We start from the raw sequence: 17,531 nt of genomic DNA, 5'->3' as shown, positions 1-17,531 counted from the left end.
AGTAGGAGTGTAGTTTACATATGAATAAGAGTGGCGAATGGGGAATGGCGCGTCGGGTGTTCATAATCGTGTTGGACGTTTTAGTATATAATTTGTCTATTTATGCAAGTTTTTGGTTTAAGTTTGGTGGAGAGATACCGTTGAGAAATTTTCAGACATTTGAGAATTCTGCAGTATTTATCTCGATGTTTTTCATCCTGCTAAATATGCTGTTGGGAACATACATATTTTATAATCGTATTAGTAGTGATATTATTTTCGTTACGGTTATCGGACAGATTTTGATGTCTTTGGGTATAATGATTATCACCTTTGCAGGACGGTGGTTTGCCTTTCCTAGATCAGTCATTTTTTATTCCTTTTTAATAGGAATAATTTTATTAAGCATCTATCGAATAGCTGTCTATAAGCTTTACATGAGATTAGGCTCAGATAAAAAAGTTGTCATTGTAGGCCGGGAAAAAGATGTAGCTTCCGCTGTACAAAATTTCAGTACACATAAAAATAATAAGCATAAGGTGAGCGCTGTAATTATCGGTAATTGCTACGAAAATCTAGTTAAGTTAATTGATGAGATTGACATTGTTTATCTGGCTTCAAAATTGGATGAAGAAGAGAAGATCAAAATCTATCAGTTAGTCACTCGAAAGGATAAGAAGCTTTTCTTAAACACAACATTCGAAAATCTAATTACTATTAATGCGAACATCATGAACTTCGAGGATGAAAGCATTATTGAGTCGACAGGCTTTAATATTCAACCAGAAGATGCACTGTTCAAGAGAATTTTTGATATTGTAGTTTCTTTAGTTTTACTGGTAGTTGCTTCACCGTTCATATTATTAACTGCAATTTTAGTTAAGATGACTTCGCCTGGACCAATTATCTATAAACAGATTCGAATTACTAAAGATCAAAAAGAGTTTCCTATCTACAAGTTCCGTTCAATGTCTGTGACTGCTGAAGCAAAGTCTGGTCCAGTGTTAGCGAAAAGCAATGATGCTAGGGTTACTCCAGTAGGTAAGTTTATCCGAGCTGTTCGTTTTGATGAATTACCACAATTGGTCAATGTTTTAAAAGGGGATATGTCAATCATTGGACCACGTCCAGAACGACCTTACTTTGTAGATCAATTTAATGAAGATAACTCTTATTATTATCTGAGACATAATGTTCGCGCGGGTATTACTGGGTATGCTCAGGTTTATGGGAAGTATGTTTCTGATTATAATAGTAAGTTGAAGTTTGATTTGCTTTATATTAAAAAGTATTCTTTGATGCTTGACATGAAGATTTTACTTCAAACGATTAAGATATTATTTGATAAAGTATCATCCGAGGGTGTAATAGAAGAAAATAGAATAGACAATCTCGAATCTTTGTCTTTCGAAGGCTTAAGGATTTTTGAATAATAAAGGAGCTATTATGGAACAATTACTATTCAGTATAATAATTCCGATATATAATGCCGAAAATAATATTTCTAAAATGATCAAGCGCTTAAAAAAGATAGACGGGGAAGACTATGAAATAATTTTGGTTAATGACGGTTCATTTGATAGAACTAGACAGATACTTGAAAACCTTACAATTAAAGACAAAAGGTTTCACGTATTTACTACTAAAAATCAAGGTCCCGGGTTAGCAAGAAATTATGGCTTAAAGAGATCGAGTGGCAAGTATATTCTTTTTTTTGATTCTGATGATACACTTAATGAGAACATTTTGGAGGATTATCGTGAATTGCTAAAGAAAAATCCGGATACAGATTTAATAATTAGTTCTTTTACTTTTCGTTCTAGATCTGAGGAATGTATTGTTTCTGAGAAGAATTACGTAGTTGAGGGGAAAAAATATACTACTCAACAAGATTTTTTTGATGATATTTACTATCTTATGAATAAGCAAATGATGTATGTTGTATGGAATAAGTGTTATCGTAATGACTTGATTGCTAATAAAAATATACAATTTGAGAACTACCAAAGTTGTGAAGATCGTATATTCAATTTGGAATATTTTAAACACTGTGAAAGAGTAGTATTAAATAAAAAAATTGAATATTTTTATGAATTCGATGGTGGCAAAGGAATAACAAATAAGTACCATGATAAAAAGTTTGAGAGTTTCAAAAAATTCTATAAGCTTACGAATCAAATATTAGAAGAAAGAAACGAAGAGGGAGTAGCTTCACTATTTTTGAAAGGAGTAACTTCTGTACTGTTCTCTATTATTCAGAATGACGAGTTCTCTACTACGCAAAAAAAAGAAATACTTCAAAAAATTTTAGATGATGAAGATATATTAAAAGCCAAGAAGATAGCAATAGCAGATACGAAAATTAAACGACTTACTAAATTTTTATACAATTCACCTAGTATAGTTTTTGTTGCATTATTACATATTGGAAGTTTTGTAGAAACTAAAATGCCAGGTATAATGGCTTTCTTCAAACGTGTATACTAAAATGTCGGAGGTTATGTATGACCAAGCGTGTATTACATTTTCAGGGGAGAATGGGTTTAGGTGGTGCTGAATCTTTTATGATGAATCTCTATCGAAAAATTGATCGATCTAAATATCAATTTGATTTTTTGATTTACGATGATTACAAAGAGGTTACTGATTATCATGAAGAAGTAAAGAGTTTAGGAGGACGCTTCTTTATCGTGACAAATCCTAAAAAAAATATTTTCAAGTACTTAGTAGAAGTAAATAAGCTTCTAAAGAGTGAGACTTTTGATATTGTTCATAATGAAGTTTATTTTGGTGGTGGAATAAATCTTTGGTTAGCTAAAAGAAATGGTATAGTAAAAAGAATAGCTCATAGTCATTCAGTTGAAGATGGAAAAGGAAATTCAATTATTTTTAGGGTTTTAAGATTTTTTTTGACAAAATTACTGTTGAGTACGGCTACTGACTATTTAGCTGTTAGTGAAAAAGCAGGTAAGAGTTTATTTAAGGATACTCCATTTATAATAGTACACAACGGAATTGATTTATCTCTTTATACGAAAAATCAAGATAGAATCAACGAAATGAAAAATAATTTAAAAATAATAAACAGTTCAGTGATTATTGGGACTGTTGGGAGATTAGAAAAAGAAAAAAATCATTTTTTTTTGTTTAATGTTTTCAACGAAATAAATAGAATAGATCCAGACAGTAAATTGCTTATTATTGGTGACGGAAGTCTTCGAAAACAATTGCAGTCATACATTGATGAACGAGGTTTATCTGAGAAAATACTACTTTTGGGTAATAGGAGAGATATTCCTGATATGTTAGCTATATTAGATGTTTTTGTTATGACATCATATTATGAAGGATTACCTATGGCAGCACTGGAAGCACAAGCAAGTAAAAAAAAGCTTGTTTTATCAGAAGGGGTATCTAAAGAAACGAAGTTAACCCCAAATGTTACGTTCATATCTTTGGGACTTTCTAAAAGTGAATGGGCACAAAAGATTTTACAAAAACCATATGAGAACAAAATGACTAAGGAGTTAAATTCTTACAATGTAGATTATACTCTTCGTCAAATGTTGAAAGTATATGAATTAACGGAATAGTGAGTGATTTCTTTGAGTAAAGTTTGTTATTTAATTTTAGCGCATAATGATATCGCTAATTTGAAAAGACTAGTTGACAGTATCAATTATCAAGCTGACTTTATTATTCATATTGATAAGAAAAGTGATATTCTCCCTTTCAAGAAGCTTTTTCTTGGTTATGAAAATATCTCCTTTTTAGATGATAAGTTACGATCTAAAATTTATTGGGGTGGTTTTTCTATTGTTCAAGCTGAAATTAACTTAGTAAATGAAGCATTGAAGCGTAAAAAGAAATATATAAAATATGTATTGTTATCAGGTGCTGATTATCCTATTAAGCCAGCCCAGTATATTTACGACTATCTTTTAAAAAATGAGCAAATAGAATTTATTCGTGGAATAAATATGGATCAACATCCTCAAAAATATTTTTTTAGTAAACACATCGATGTTTATCAGATTCATGATTATCCTTTCATTAGAAATACCAATTCAAAATTTTTTTACTATCTTAGGGCAAGTGTCAATAAGTTATTGCGTAGAATAAAGCTAACTAATAAGGTTAGGTGTCATGCATTTGACTTATATCAAGGCTCACAGTGGTGGGCGTTAAGTTATGAATGTTTAGTTGAACTAATGGATATCTACGATAAGGACAAAGATAGTTTCGTAAACTTTAGATTTGGGATGTTTGCTCCTGATGAAAAATTTTTCCATACACTTTTCTTCCAATCTAAATATAGAGAAAAAAATATTGTCGGAGGTGAAGATACTCCAATGCAGTTGGATAACGAAAATGATATGACTATTCAAACTGCTAATCTAGCTAATATTCATTTGTTGGATACATCTATGACAAAGTGGTTTAATGAAGATGATTTCGAAGCTATTTCAAAAAGTGAAAAATTATTCGTCAGAAAGGTAAAAACAGGTTATTCTGACGAATTATTAGATTTGATTGACAAAAAAATTTTGAAAGTTGGATAATGCTATTGAATAAACTCAGTAGAATTCTCAATGTAACAATTTTAAACCGTGATCTTTTTCGACTAATTACCTTAATAGTTTGCATTGTTTACTTTATGCCCAGTACTCTAAATATTTCCAATATCCCTATGAAGATATGCTTTTTGTGGGGAGGGATGCTTGTTGTCTATCAATTACTGCTAAAAAAAGATATCTATCGTATTCCTTTTAAAATCTGTTTGTTTATGCTTACAATTAGTTTTTTATTTACTATATTACTTAATAGACAATACAATTTTTTACCAATGATGTATAATTTTGGTTACCTTTTAATATCCATTTTTGTGATTTTTCCAGTAGATTTCTCTCAAAGCATTGAGGTTAGAAAGAATAAGTTAATTCAGTTTAATAATGTATTTATTCTCATGATTTTTATTGCAGGATTAATATCTGTAATCCAGTTCTTTATGTTGCTTGGATATCGTGTACCTACCGAAGTTGCAGGAGTTACTGCTAGACAAGGCTTTTTAGAGCATAGACTGTTTGGAGTTTATACGAGTCCGAATGTGGGTGCTTTGTTCGGATATTGTTCGATAGTGCTGAGTTTCATCAACCTATTATTGCTTGAATTTAAAAAGAAAAAAATAGTGTTTTTATATTTAATAAATTTCATAACACAAGTGGTTTTTAATTCGTTGTCTTCTTCTAGAGGAACTCAGATCACATTTGTTTTTTTCTTAACAGCACTACTACTTTTATTTTTCAATAAAGAGTTTACCAGAGAAATGTCAAACAGTATTAATACAAAAAAAATAATCTTAGGTACCATATGTTTGCTATTGTTCATAGGAGTTGGAACAAGTTGTTTTAAAAAGATTTTAGGTACCATTCCACCAAGATATATTTCTGTAACTCAAAATAGAAATGATTTAGAAGGTTTAGAAGAAACAGATAATTCTGATGAATCGAATAAGGTACCTGTCAAGGTTGAACATTCGGAAGAAGGCAGTGAGATATCTTCGGGAAGATTTAATATCTGGAAAGGCGGTATAAGTGTACTCTCACAAAAACCTTTGTTCGGTTTTGGAGAACTTGATTTTTTCTCTAGTAGCAAATTAAATTTTAACAAAAGGAAATTAACAGACCAAAATCTAATTTCTCTAGAAAAATCTCATGGGAATATGCATAATGGGTATTTACAGGTACTATTAGCCTCGGGAATTGTAGGCTTTTTGATCGTATATGTGTATTACGCATTAAATATTTTAAGTTTATTCAAAGTATTTTTATTCAGTGGATCAAATAGAAAAAACATATCGGGATTCAATATGGCGTTCTTAGGAGTGTCTCTAATTCTATTGCTCTCATTCTTTGTAAATGAATTAGTAGAGGTACATTTGTTGTTTAATAAACGTGATGTAATATCACTAATTTTTTGGTATTACCTTGGCATACTATCCACGACATTTCTCCAAAAGAAGGTGAACTAGTATGAGACTTGCGTTTATTTGTTGGACTCCACTGCACATCATCAACATATTGAATGTCATAAATACTTATTACAGAAATGAGAAAAAAGATTTGTATGTTTACGCAGAATTCAGCGGTGCGGAGGTCTATTATCAGCGGCTTAAGGAAATGCATGTTTTTGAGGATGTTTTTTTTGTTAAACCTGAGAAAATGGGGAACTTTTTTCAGAGAAAATTTTCATTAGTAACTGGGAAAAGTAAAATGACAAATATTTTGAAAGTTAGTTATGACCAAATGTTTATACAAGGGGAGAATTACTTCTCGAAAATTTTATTTAGTAGTATGCGTAAAAAAAATCCAAATATATATTTTAATTACATTGAGGACGGTATAGGTGCTTATTTATCGGATCAAATATTTTCTACCTCTATTAATAAACAACGATTGCTTAACCTAGTAAATCCACACTCGATTTTTTTGCAAAAAGCGCATTTTTCTTATGTATATCGTCCTGATTTACTAATGCTTAAAAGAGATAATATAAGAAGAATTCCGACCATAAAAAAAGATAGCATTATTGATGAGCAAATTCGTTTTATATTCGGAGTAAACTCTCTTGATTATGTCAGAAAAAGTATTGTTTATTTTGATCAACCTTTGGAAAATGATGGATTTGGAATAAATGAAGCTGATATTGCGGAAAAAGTCAAGCAGTACAATAAATTAAAAAAACGCTTTTTTGTAAAGCTTCATCCACGTAACCATTCTACTAAAAAATACTACAAAAATGAGATGTTAGAGAGTCAGTTACCGTTTGAAGTACTAATTTTAGAAAATGATTTTTCAGATACTATTTTACTAAGTCCGTTATCAACTATCGCGTTTTCTCCATTGTTGATGTTTGACCAACCTATGAAGTCAATATTTTTGCCTAAATTATTATTAAATACGTACAATGAGGCTATTCCCTTAGAAAAAAAAGTGATATTAGGGAAACTAATCGATTTTTGCAATGCTTTTAATAAAGTTAGTGAAAGTAAAGTATTTCTCCCGGAAACTTGGGAAGAACTGGAAAGAGATTTAAGGTGAGTGTATGAAATTTTTGGAAATGTTGATGAAGTCAAAACTGGTAAAATCAAGTTTCTGGTACACAATAGGAAATTTTTTTATTAAGGGGATTTCTTTTATAACAATTCCTATTTTCGTTAATATAACTACTCAAGCTGAGTATGGATTGATAAATAATTTTGCCTCATTTGTATCTATTTTCTCAATACTAGTTGGACTTAGTCTGAATTCAGCTATTAACAATGCTAGTTTTGACTATAAAGATTCAATTAAGGAATTTATGTCATCAATTCTTTTTTTAGCTACATTGTCGTGGATTGTAATTGTATTTTTGGGAAACATCTATTTTATATTATTTAATGACTTTTTTGATTTAAATCAAACTATTTTCAATTTGATGCTACTTCAAAGTTTTTCAATGTTTATCATTTCCTATGTTCAGGCATACTTTACAATAAATTTTAACCATTTTAAGTATTTGTTTTTATCCTTTATGTCGACTATAATTAATGTTTTGTTTTCTGTTTTATTGATGCAGACAATATTTTCATATGATAAGTATATTGGAAGAGTTGTTGGAGGAACTCTGTCTTTTGCTCTTATTGGCATGTCAATATATTTCTATATCATGTTAAAGGGTAGACACTTCATTGATTACAAACAGTGGAAATACGCTTTGCGAATTTCTTTGCCCTTAATCCCACATTCCTTAGCGAATATTATGCTAGCTCAATTTGATCGAATAATGATTAATAATTATCTTGGCCCAGCGGAAAGTGGAGTTTATTCTTATATAAGTAATATTGGAATTATTTTAAGTGTAATATGGGTTTCGACTAATAATGCATGGGTCCCATGGTTTTATGGTGAGATGAATAAACAAGACTATGCAAAAATAAAGAAAGTTAGCAATTACTATTTAGCTGCTTTTACTATGATATCAGTTATTGTAATGATTGTGTCAGTAGATTTGGCTAAAATTATGGCTCCGACAAAATATTATTCAGGGTTGCCACTAATAATTCCAATCTCTTTAGGCTACTTTTTTCAATTTTTGTATAGTCTACCAGTAAACGCTGAGTTCTACGAAAAAAAGACCGATTATATTGCAATAGGCACAGTTGCTAGTGCTGCAGTAAATATTGGGCTAAACGTTTTATTTATACCACGATATGGAATTATTGCTGCGGGTTATACAACTGTCTTTACATACTTTCTGCTATTTCTGTTTCACTATTATATGGCAAAAAAAATTACTAAAAGACAGTTATTTAATACTAAAAATATTTGGTATATTATAGTATTAATATCCTTGTTTTCTATAACATTACACTTTTTAATAGATCACTTTTACCTACGTTACTTTTTACTATTAATGGTTATCTTTACAGCGATAGTCTACTTTTTGCGTAATAAAAAAGAGTTTACGGGCAAAGATTAAGGTGTATTTAAATCTAGGACATTGATACTGCAACGTACCATTCTTATTTAATAGTAAAGCAAATTGTGATATGATAAAAGCGACTTTGTAAATAATGAATTAATTCGGAGGGGATTTTTATGTTGAATGGAAAAAGTATTCTAATTACTGGAGGAACAGGATCTTTTGGAAAAAAATTTATTGAGATGATTTTTGGAGAGTATGATCCAGAAAGAGTCATTATTTTGTCAAGAGATGAATTCAAACAATCGCAAGTAAAAAATATGTTTTCTGAAAAATTAACTAATGAGCAAATGGAAAAATTAAGATTTTTTATTGGAGATGTTCGCGACAAAGAAAGACTTTATCGAGCATTTAAAGGTGTCGACTATGTTATTCATGCTGCGGCAATGAAACAAGTCCCTGCCTCTGAATATAACCCAACTGAAGCTATAAAAACAAATATTAATGGTGCTATGAACGTTATAGATGCGGCATTAGATTGTAATGTAAAAAGAGTTGTTGCCCTATCTACTGACAAAGCAGTAAATCCAATCAATTTGTATGGTGGCACTAAATTAGTATCAGATAAACTCTTTGTTTCAGCAAATGCGTATTCGGGCAAAGAAGGGACGATTTTTTCAGTAGTTAGATACGGAAATGTTGCTGGAAGTCGCGGATCAGTCATTCCTTTTTTTAAAGATTTACTCAATCAAGGGGAAACAAGACTTCCTATCACTAATTTAAATATGACTCGTTTTTGGATAACCTTAGAAGAGGGTGTTGAATTGGTGTTCAAGGCACTAAAAGAATCTCGTGGCGGAGAAACATATATTTCGAAAATCCCATCGTTCAGGATAACAGACCTTGCAAAAGCAATGAATCCTGAAGGTGAGTTTATTGAGGTTGGAATCCGTGAAGGTGAAAAGCTAGATGAGGTAATGGTAACTAAAGACGATTCAAGAACTACTTTTGAGTATGATAAACATTATATTGTGTATCCTAATTTTGAGTGGTGGAATGCTAATGATTATTTTGCGACGGGTGGTAAATCTATTGAACCAGGTTTTGAGTATAATTCAAGAACAAATACTGAATGGCTAAACGTAGAAGATTTGGAGAAGGCACTAAAGAAACTTGACAAGGTAGATTAAAAATGAAGATAGGTTGCATCATACAAGCTAGAATGGGTTCTTCCCGTTTACCAAATAAGGTTTTAATGAAATTTCCATATGATGGAGAAAAGTCAAACTTGCAATGGATAATCGAAAGAGCGAATAAAACTAAAAAAATAGATCAAATCATTCTAGCAACAACATTAGATTCAGTGGATGACCCAATTGAGAAATTAGCAACGAAGAATGGAATAGTTTGTTTTAGAGGGGACGTTAATAACGTTCTCTCCCGTTATTATTTAGCGGCTAAAGAAAACTCTTTAGATGTAATTGTTCGAATCACTGGTGACTGTCCGTGTATCGATCCTATGGTAATAGACGAAGTTATAAGGGGATTTTTAAAAGCTGATAATGACTATTGTTCAAACACTTTATGTCGTTCTTATCCACATGGGTTAGATGTAGAGGTTTTTTCTTTCGTGGCACTTAGACAAGCATTTCATTCAGCTACCGAAGAGTTTGAGAAAGAGCACGTAACACCTTATATTTACAAGACAAAAAAGGAATTTTTCAATATTAGCCAAGTAGTCGCTAAAGAAGACTATTCTAACATTCGAGTTACCTTAGATACTTATGAAGACTATATGGCTATTTGCGCTTTATATCAGCAGTTTCCAGAAGGAAATTTTGGGCTTTACGATTTAATTGATTTATATGAAACATGCCCATGGCTAAGCTTTATTAATAATGCAGTGACACAAAAAAAACAATTTGATTCTTTGAGACAGGAGTTGTTTGAAGTGTATCGTTTTGCAAAAAAACAGGATCTTATTCGCGCTGCCTCATTTATAGAAGGTGAAATTAGTGACTTGGAAAGTTAAAATTTTAACTGAAGGTTCAAAAATGATTGGTTTAGGGCACATATATAGGTGCCTAGCATTAAAAGAAGTTCTTGAAGCTAGAAAAATAAATTGTGAAATGATTATCGCCGAAACAGAGCCGATTGAAAACTTTGCTAAGATTAGTAATATTTCATACATTGATTGGAAGAGAAATGACGAATTGAGCAGTCTCATAGGAGGAAAGCCGCATTGCATTATTGTGGATTCATACCTTGCGTCTGAAAAACATTATTCAAAGTTAGCGAACGGAAAACATCAACTTTATATCATAGATGACAACAATGATTTTCGTTATAGTAGAGGAACGATTGTAAACCCCTCTTTCTTGGCTAATGAATTGATTTATCCGAGGGGAAATAGACAATTTAGATTTTTGTTAGGGAGCACATATACACTAATTAGACCAGTATTTTCTAAGAGTGTAAATCGAACCTATTGTGGAAATATAAAAAATATTTTAGTTATGATTGGTGGAACAGATGTATTAGGTGTTAGTCGTAAGATTGTCGATAATTGTATGAATTACTTTCCAAATAGTGAAATTCACCTAGTATATAAAGATGATGAATCTATTTGGCCGGAGAATATTCATAGATACCATAACTTGGATGAACACCAGATTAGACAATTAATGATCAAGGCGGATTTTGCTATAGTTGGAGCAGGCCAGACAATATTTGAACTGATAGCTACTCAAACTCCGTTTTTAGCTATTAAAGTTGCTGAAAATCAGTCTTTAAATCTTAAATTACTGGAAAGAGATCAGTTAGCTTTCACAGTAGCGAACATACATCATTTACCAGATGTTTTTTTAGAAGCCAAAAAAATAAATAATCGACTTAACATTGTAAATAATCAAAAGAAATACAAGCTTAATGGAGCAAATAATGTTATTGATGATCTTCTCTTACAGTCTGTTCAAATGGATAAGATGGAATTAAAAGACAGCAAAGATATCTATGATTTGTCTTCTTCCGCAGGTGTAAGAAAGTGGTCAAAAAGTAAAAAATTTTTTTCATTTGATTCACATGAGGTGTGGTTGCGCAAACAACATGAGGACAAGCATACTTTTTTCTTGGTGATACGAAGAAAAGTTGATCAAAAATTTTTAGGTCAAATAAGATTTTCGCAAACTCTAGATAAACAGTTTTTAGTTAGTCTAAGCTTCACTTTAGATCTTAGAGGAAAGAAATTAGGAAGCTACCTTTTGGACCTAGCAATAGAGTATTTAAAAAAGGAAACTTCAGTCAACATAATCTATGCTGAAGTGCTAAATGACAACATAAGTTCAATCAAGGTTTTTGAGAAAAGTGGTTTCGTAAAGTGGGAAGAAAACCAGAATCTTTTTATTTTTAGAAAACTACTTGTTAAGGAGGATTAGTCTTGAGAATATGTGGAAAAAGTACTACAGAAAAAATTCTGATTATAGCAGAACTTTCAGCTAATCACGGAAATGATATCAATATTGCAAAAAAAACAATCGATGCAATTAAGGAGAGCGGCGCAGACTTTGTTAAGATCCAAACTTATACACCTGATACAATAACTTTAGATGTCGACAATAAGTATTTTCGAATCAATCAAGGTACTCTTTGGGACAATCGTACGCTTTATGATTTGTATAGTGAAGCTTATATGCCTTGGGAATGGACAGAAAAACTTTTTGAATACTGCGCAAGTATCAATTTGCCAATTTTTTCTTCTCCATTTGATTTCACAGCAGTTGATTTATTGGAAGAATTACATACACCGGCATATAAAATCGCTTCATTCGAAATAACGGATATTCCGTTGATTGAATATGCGGCGTCTAAAATGAAACCAATGATTATATCAACAGGGATAGCAGATGAGGAAGATATTCGAAGGGCACTAAAAGCTTGTCACGATGTCGGTAACTATGATGTAGTTCTACTAAAGACAACTTCTGCATACCCTGCGAATATTGAAGATGCTAATTTGTTGACGATGGCCGATTATAAAAAAAAATTTGATGTTGAATTTGGATTGTCAGATCATACCATGGGTTTTATTGTGCCTGTTGTGTCAGTGGGAATGGGAGCTCGTATCATTGAGAAACATTTCATATTAGACAAATCTATTGGTGGGCCTGATGCAGAGTTTTCAATGTCTCCTAAAGATTTTAAACAGATGGTTGAACAGGTTAGGTTAGCTGAAAAAGCAGTTGGTATAGTTGACCACTCGTTAACAGAAAAAAAATTGAAAAACAGAAAATTTGCTCGTTCGTTATTTGTTGCTGAAGATATCAAAGTAGGAGAAATCTTTAATGATACTAATGTACGTTCTGTTCGCCCATCTGATGGTTTACCACCTCGCTTCTTAAAAAATGTAATAGGAAAAAAAGCAACAAGGGACCTATCAAAAGGGACACCTCTTAAAACAAATGATATTGAAGGGTGGAATATTTAATGAAACCAATTCCATATGGGACACAATTTATAGATCAAAATGATATTGATCAAGTTGTTGAGACTTTAAAATCACCTTATATGACTCAAGGGCCCAAAGTTCGAGAGTTTGAGGAAGTTGTTGCAAAATATTTAGGGTGTAAATACGCAGTTGCTTTTAGTAACGGAACTGCAGCATTACATGCATGTTATCACGTTTCTGGAATTAAGAAAGGTGAGACATTCATCACGTCTCCTAATACTTTTGTTGCTAGTGCTAATGCTGGTCTTTATGTCGGTGCAGTTCCAAAGTTTGTGGATATAGACAAAGATACCCATAACATCGATCCTGCTAAATTATCAAGTGCATTGACATCAGATACAAAAGTTGTCACACCCGTTTCCTATTCTGGATATCCAGTAGATTTGAAGACGATTAGAGAAATTGTTGGGGAAGAGCGCGTTATTATCCATGATGCAGCACATGCCATCGGCGCTAAGTTGGAAGGTAAAAACATAATTGACTATGCTGATATGACTATATTATCTTTTCATCCAGTGAAACATGTTGCTACCGGTGAAGGAGGAATGGTTGTTACCAATTCAAAGGAATACTATAAAAAATTAAAAAGATTCTGCACGCATGGAATAACTAAAGAACCTCAAGAATTAACTAAGGAAGAGGGACCATGGTATTATGAAATGGTTGAGTTGGGATATAATTATAGGCTGACTGATTTGCAATCCGCTTTAGGAATTAGTCAAATGCGCAAACTAAATAACTCATTGTATGTTAGAAATAAAATTGCTGATAGGTATAATAAATTATTGAGTAACGTAGAGTGGTTAGAATTACCTAAAGCTATTTCCGATTTATCTTGGGTAAATGAAATTTCTCCGGATTCAATTGGAACTATTGCAAACTTAAATGCATATCATTTGTATCCATTACAAGTAAAAGATCCCAATATAAGGAAACGATTATTCTGCTACTTAAGAGAGAACGGAATATTAGTTCAAGTACATTATATACCAGTTCATTTACAGCCTTATTATGTAAATAATTTTGGGTTCAAAAGTGGGGATTATCCGGTAGCTGAGGAATTTTATTCTAAAGAGATATCATTGCCTATGTTTCCGACCTTAACTAAAGAACAGCAAAGATATGTGGTGGAAAAATTAAAAGAATTCAATCCGTAATAATTAAATGAAATGCTACTTGAATCAAACTCAACAAGAAAAGGAGTTTTATAGTGATGCTTGAGAATAATACAGTATTAGTTACTGGAGGTGCTGGCTTTATCGGTTCAACACTTACAAATCACCTTTCCGGAAAGAAAAACAAGATTGTCGTGATTGATGATTTATCAATGGGTAAAGAAGAAAATATTTCCCTAAACTCCAATATAAACTTTTTTAAAGGATCTGTAACGGACAGCAAGCTGATGGAAGATATTTTGTCTAAAAATGATTTTGACTACATCTTTCATCTGGCAGCTATAGCAAGTGTGGCAGATTCTGTTGAAAGACCAGTAGAGACTCATGAAGTGAATTTTGAAAGTGTTTTAACTCTTCTTGAACTAACCCGTAAATACCAAAAAAAAATCAAGCGTTTAGTATTCAGCTCTTCTGCTGCAGTTTATGGAGATGAACCAACTCTACCTAAACAAGAAGAATCGGTTATTCGACCTTTAACACCATACGCAGTTGATAAATTCGCTGGAGAACAGTATGTACTGAATTACAATCATTTATATGGTGTTCCGACTAGTGTTGTTCGCTTCTTTAATGTATACGGACCAAATCAAAATCCAAGGTCTCCATATAGCGGAGTAATTTCTATTTTAGTAGATCAATATAAGAAGTGTCAATCAGGTCAAGAGGCTACATTTACATTACTTGGCGATGGTTCTCAGTCTAGAGACTTTGTCTTTATTGATGATGTCATTCAAGCATTGTTGCTAGTGGCTAGTAATACGAATGCTTTGGGAAAGCAATTTAATGTAGGTACAGGGAATGCGGTTACTCTAAACTCATTAATCAAAATAATCGACAACGAGTTGCAAGTCAGGCTGCCTATCAACTACAAAAAAGAGCGTATTGGAGACATTAAGAATTCGGTGGCAGACATCACTCGTTTAAAGACCATTAGCTATAGACCACGTAATAAAATACAAGATGGGATAAAAAAATATTTAATCTATGAGAATATGATCAATATTGTAGCTGGTAACTAAATTAATGACTGATTTATAAAGCATACTAATGATTCGTGTGCATGGAAGCGTAAGGAAGTATGATTAATTATTTCTATTTGCATGCTTATTTTAAAGTCATTTAATCTCGGAGGGTTTTATGAATCGTATATATCGCTTCTTTGTTTTTTTTATCATAATACTTTATGTGCTATGTCTTTCGTTTTTGAGTCAAGTAATGTTGATTAATTCATTGAAATATCTAGTTTTTCAATTTTTTATTATTTTTTTGCCGGGGATGACAGTTTGTTCGTTTTATCAAAAAAAAATTAATGACCCATTGTTTTTTAATGTGTTTAGTTATGGAGTAGGTGTTGCTATAAATATTGTTTTATACTTCTTACTAAGTATCATGAATTTACTCCAGTTTGCGAACCTTACTATGCTACTTCTTGCTGGTTTTTGTTGTGTTATACTGATAAAATCATCGCGTGGAAGTTTTACAGGCAAACAGATTGATATTAATACACTATTTTATGTAAACTTCATAGTTATGCTGAGTCTAGTTACGGTATTAGTAGCTTTTACATTACCAAACTTGCTAATTGGTCAAAAAGAGTCTTATTCCTATTACGTAGATAGTCTTTGGCATATTGGAAACATAGTAGAGATCAAGTTAGGATTACCAATTGAAGACCTTAGAGTTCTAAAGGTGCCGATGCATTATCATTTTGGAATGCATGTCCATATAGCTATGATGGACTTTTTTATAGGTGGGATTTCTGTTGCTAGTACCTTTTATAGTTTTTCACAATTGGGGATAGTTATATTATTATTTTGTACGATGTTTGCTCTAGCAAAAAAGTGCCTAAATTCAAATTTGTTAGCGGCAGCTACTACAATGCTTTTGTTTATCATTGAAAGAAGTTTTTTATTTGTACACATCTTCAAATATCCATCTGGAGTGGGGTTAGCCTTAGCGTTTGAATTACTGGCTATTTATTATTTTATTTTTGTACTTTTGGATAAAACAAGTGAAAAAATGTATAAATTTATTATTAACGCAATACCATTATTTCTATTATTATTCGGGTCATTATACTCCAAAGCTCCTATGGGCGTGTTGCTGTACTGTGGCTGTATTATTACCATAGCATATAAAGCTATAAAAACAAGAAAAGATTACAAAAATATAATTGCTTTTATCGTTATTATAACAGGCTTGTTTTATCTTCTATATAGCAACCTTTTCGTTTCAAGTGACGCTGGGAGCAGCTCTTTAGGATTGGGGCTTGATTTTGGAAGGAGCATAATAAAAGATTCAACTTTTTATCAATTTTTGCTAAATAGAAAAATTGAAAGCATTATTATTTTTAGGGCAGTAGCAGTATTATTTGGCTTAATACAATGGCTATTAAATTTGGAAATACTAAGATGGGTTATGCCGCTATATATCCTTGGGCTACTTTTGTATTTGAGACACCCTTTAAAAATCAAGAGTTTAAACTTTTTTTTGTCATCGGTTATTTTGGGAGGACTTGTCTTGAATTTTTGCATCAGACAAGATGGAGCTTCAGAATATTATTTTTATATGGCAATTGTACCATTAATTTTATTGCAAGCTGTTGACATTTTAACAAGTATTATAGGAAATATCAAGGCAAGTGCTTTGTTACTTGTCTTAATTTCCTTAGCACCAATTTTTACTTCAGCGAACACTTTTACTAAGCTTGCTATCGAGGGAGGTATAAATTTTGCACAAAATACAGGTTCGATTACTGTGCCACAAATTCAAAGTGAGGGGGATTCCATTTCAAGAAAAGAATATCAGGGTATGATTTGGTTAAAGAATCATTCCCAAAAAAATGACATCATATTAACCGATCGTAGTTTTTTTATTAAAGAAGACTATCCTGATTTAAGAAACACTATTCGAAATCGCAATTATCGCTATCATTATTACTCAGCTTTTTCAGAGAGAAGAAATTATCTCGAAGGATTTGCTTATCAGAGAGACGCGTATGGAGATTTAATAAGAAAAAGATTTGATATAGTATCTACAATCTTCAGTGAAGAGGTTAATGCGGAATTAGAACAAGTAAAAAAAGAAGGTGTAAAATATATAGTTGTGACTAAATCTCTGCATCCCAAAGTATCATTCAATGAGAAAGTTGTATTCGAAAATTCAGATATTAGAATCTATGAGTTGCACTGATCGGGTTTGATTATTACTGATGAATCAATCAAGAATGTATATCACAATTAGTTTTTCACTAATATGAGTGCTAGCTTATCGCTTTATGACAGACTGCTAACAAAAATTTTATTTGTTTGAATTATAGATGCTGCACTGCTTTGATTGATATCTTGTGCATTTAGGAAGATGTGTCCAGTTGATACTTAAAACTAGAATTGTTTATTAAATCTTATTTT

At 31.8% G+C, this 17,531-nt stretch carries 14 protein-coding genes; all 14 read left to right on the top strand.

Annotation, left to right across the window (positions count from 1 at the left end; translation table 11 throughout):
- The first annotated feature begins 20 nt into the window (after positions 1-20).
- Positions 21-1,412, top strand: coding sequence for a sugar transferase (locus tag IGI49_RS07380; protein ID WP_429963988.1), 1,392 nt, complete (start codon positions 21-23; stop codon positions 1,410-1,412).
- Positions 1,413-1,425: 13 nt separating this feature from the next.
- A complete protein-coding gene (locus tag IGI49_RS07375; RefSeq protein WP_429963987.1) occupies positions 1,426-2,466 on the top strand; it encodes a glycosyltransferase family 2 protein in 1,041 nt (346 codons plus the stop codon).
- Positions 2,467-2,483: 17 nt separating this feature from the next.
- Positions 2,484-3,572, top strand: a complete 1,089-nt coding sequence (locus tag IGI49_RS07370) for a glycosyltransferase family 1 protein (RefSeq protein ID WP_429963986.1) — start codon at positions 2,484-2,486, stop codon at positions 3,570-3,572.
- Positions 3,573-3,584: 12 nt separating this feature from the next.
- Positions 3,585-4,541 carry a beta-1,6-N-acetylglucosaminyltransferase gene (locus IGI49_RS07365; protein ID WP_429963985.1) on the top strand — a complete coding sequence of 319 codons (957 nt, stop codon included), beginning with the start codon at positions 3,585-3,587 and terminating at the stop codon, positions 4,539-4,541.
- A 155-nt stretch (positions 4,542-4,696) separates the two neighbouring features.
- On the top strand, positions 4,697-6,010 hold the full coding sequence (locus IGI49_RS07360) for an O-antigen ligase family protein (protein WP_429963984.1): 1,314 nt from the start codon (positions 4,697-4,699) through the stop codon (positions 6,008-6,010).
- A 1-nt stretch (position 6,011) separates the two neighbouring features.
- On the top strand, positions 6,012-7,079 hold the full coding sequence (locus IGI49_RS07355) for a polysialyltransferase family glycosyltransferase (RefSeq protein WP_429963983.1): 1,068 nt from the start codon (positions 6,012-6,014) through the stop codon (positions 7,077-7,079).
- A 4-nt stretch (positions 7,080-7,083) separates the two neighbouring features.
- Positions 7,084-8,499 (top strand): lipopolysaccharide biosynthesis protein, encoded by a 1,416-nt coding sequence (locus IGI49_RS07350; protein WP_429963982.1) that lies wholly within the window; start codon positions 7,084-7,086, stop codon positions 8,497-8,499.
- 119 nt (positions 8,500-8,618) lie between these two features.
- Positions 8,619-9,632 (top strand): UDP-N-acetylglucosamine 4,6-dehydratase (inverting), encoded by a 1,014-nt coding sequence (gene pseB / locus IGI49_RS07345; RefSeq protein WP_429963981.1) that lies wholly within the window; start codon positions 8,619-8,621, stop codon positions 9,630-9,632.
- Between the two features lie 2 nt (positions 9,633-9,634).
- Positions 9,635-10,474 carry a cytidylyltransferase domain-containing protein gene (locus IGI49_RS07340; protein WP_429963980.1) on the top strand — a complete coding sequence of 280 codons (840 nt, stop codon included), beginning with the start codon at positions 9,635-9,637 and terminating at the stop codon, positions 10,472-10,474.
- Positions 10,458-11,876: a GNAT family N-acetyltransferase gene (locus tag IGI49_RS07335; RefSeq protein ID WP_429963979.1), complete on the top strand. Its 1,419-nt coding sequence runs from the start codon at positions 10,458-10,460 to the stop codon at positions 11,874-11,876. Before IGI49_RS07340 ends, IGI49_RS07335 begins: the two co-directional genes overlap by 17 nt.
- Before the next feature lie 2 nt (positions 11,877-11,878).
- Positions 11,879-12,925, top strand: a complete 1,047-nt coding sequence (pseI, locus tag IGI49_RS07330) for a pseudaminic acid synthase (RefSeq protein ID WP_429963978.1) — start codon at positions 11,879-11,881, stop codon at positions 12,923-12,925.
- The gene (gene pseC, locus IGI49_RS07325) at positions 12,925-14,103 is read left to right on the top strand and encodes a UDP-4-amino-4,6-dideoxy-N-acetyl-beta-L-altrosamine transaminase (protein WP_429963977.1); all 1,179 of its coding nucleotides are present in this window, start codon (positions 12,925-12,927) and stop codon (positions 14,101-14,103) included. The genes pseI and pseC overlap by 1 nt, the downstream gene beginning before the upstream one ends.
- Before the next feature lie 56 nt (positions 14,104-14,159).
- Positions 14,160-15,140 (top strand): NAD-dependent epimerase/dehydratase family protein, encoded by a 981-nt coding sequence (locus IGI49_RS07320; RefSeq protein ID WP_429963976.1) that lies wholly within the window; start codon positions 14,160-14,162, stop codon positions 15,138-15,140.
- Between the two features lie 196 nt (positions 15,141-15,336).
- Positions 15,337-17,313 (top strand): hypothetical protein, encoded by a 1,977-nt coding sequence (locus IGI49_RS07315; protein WP_429963975.1) that lies wholly within the window; start codon positions 15,337-15,339, stop codon positions 17,311-17,313.
- Positions 17,314-17,531: the final 218 nt, after the last annotated feature.

Source organism: Enterococcus sp. AZ071, assembly GCF_050499065.1.
GTDB lineage: Bacteria > Bacillota > Bacilli > Lactobacillales > Enterococcaceae > Enterococcus_A > Enterococcus_A ferrettii.
Note: the sequence above shows the minus strand (reverse complement) of the source record. Positions and strands in the feature narration are given on the sequence as shown.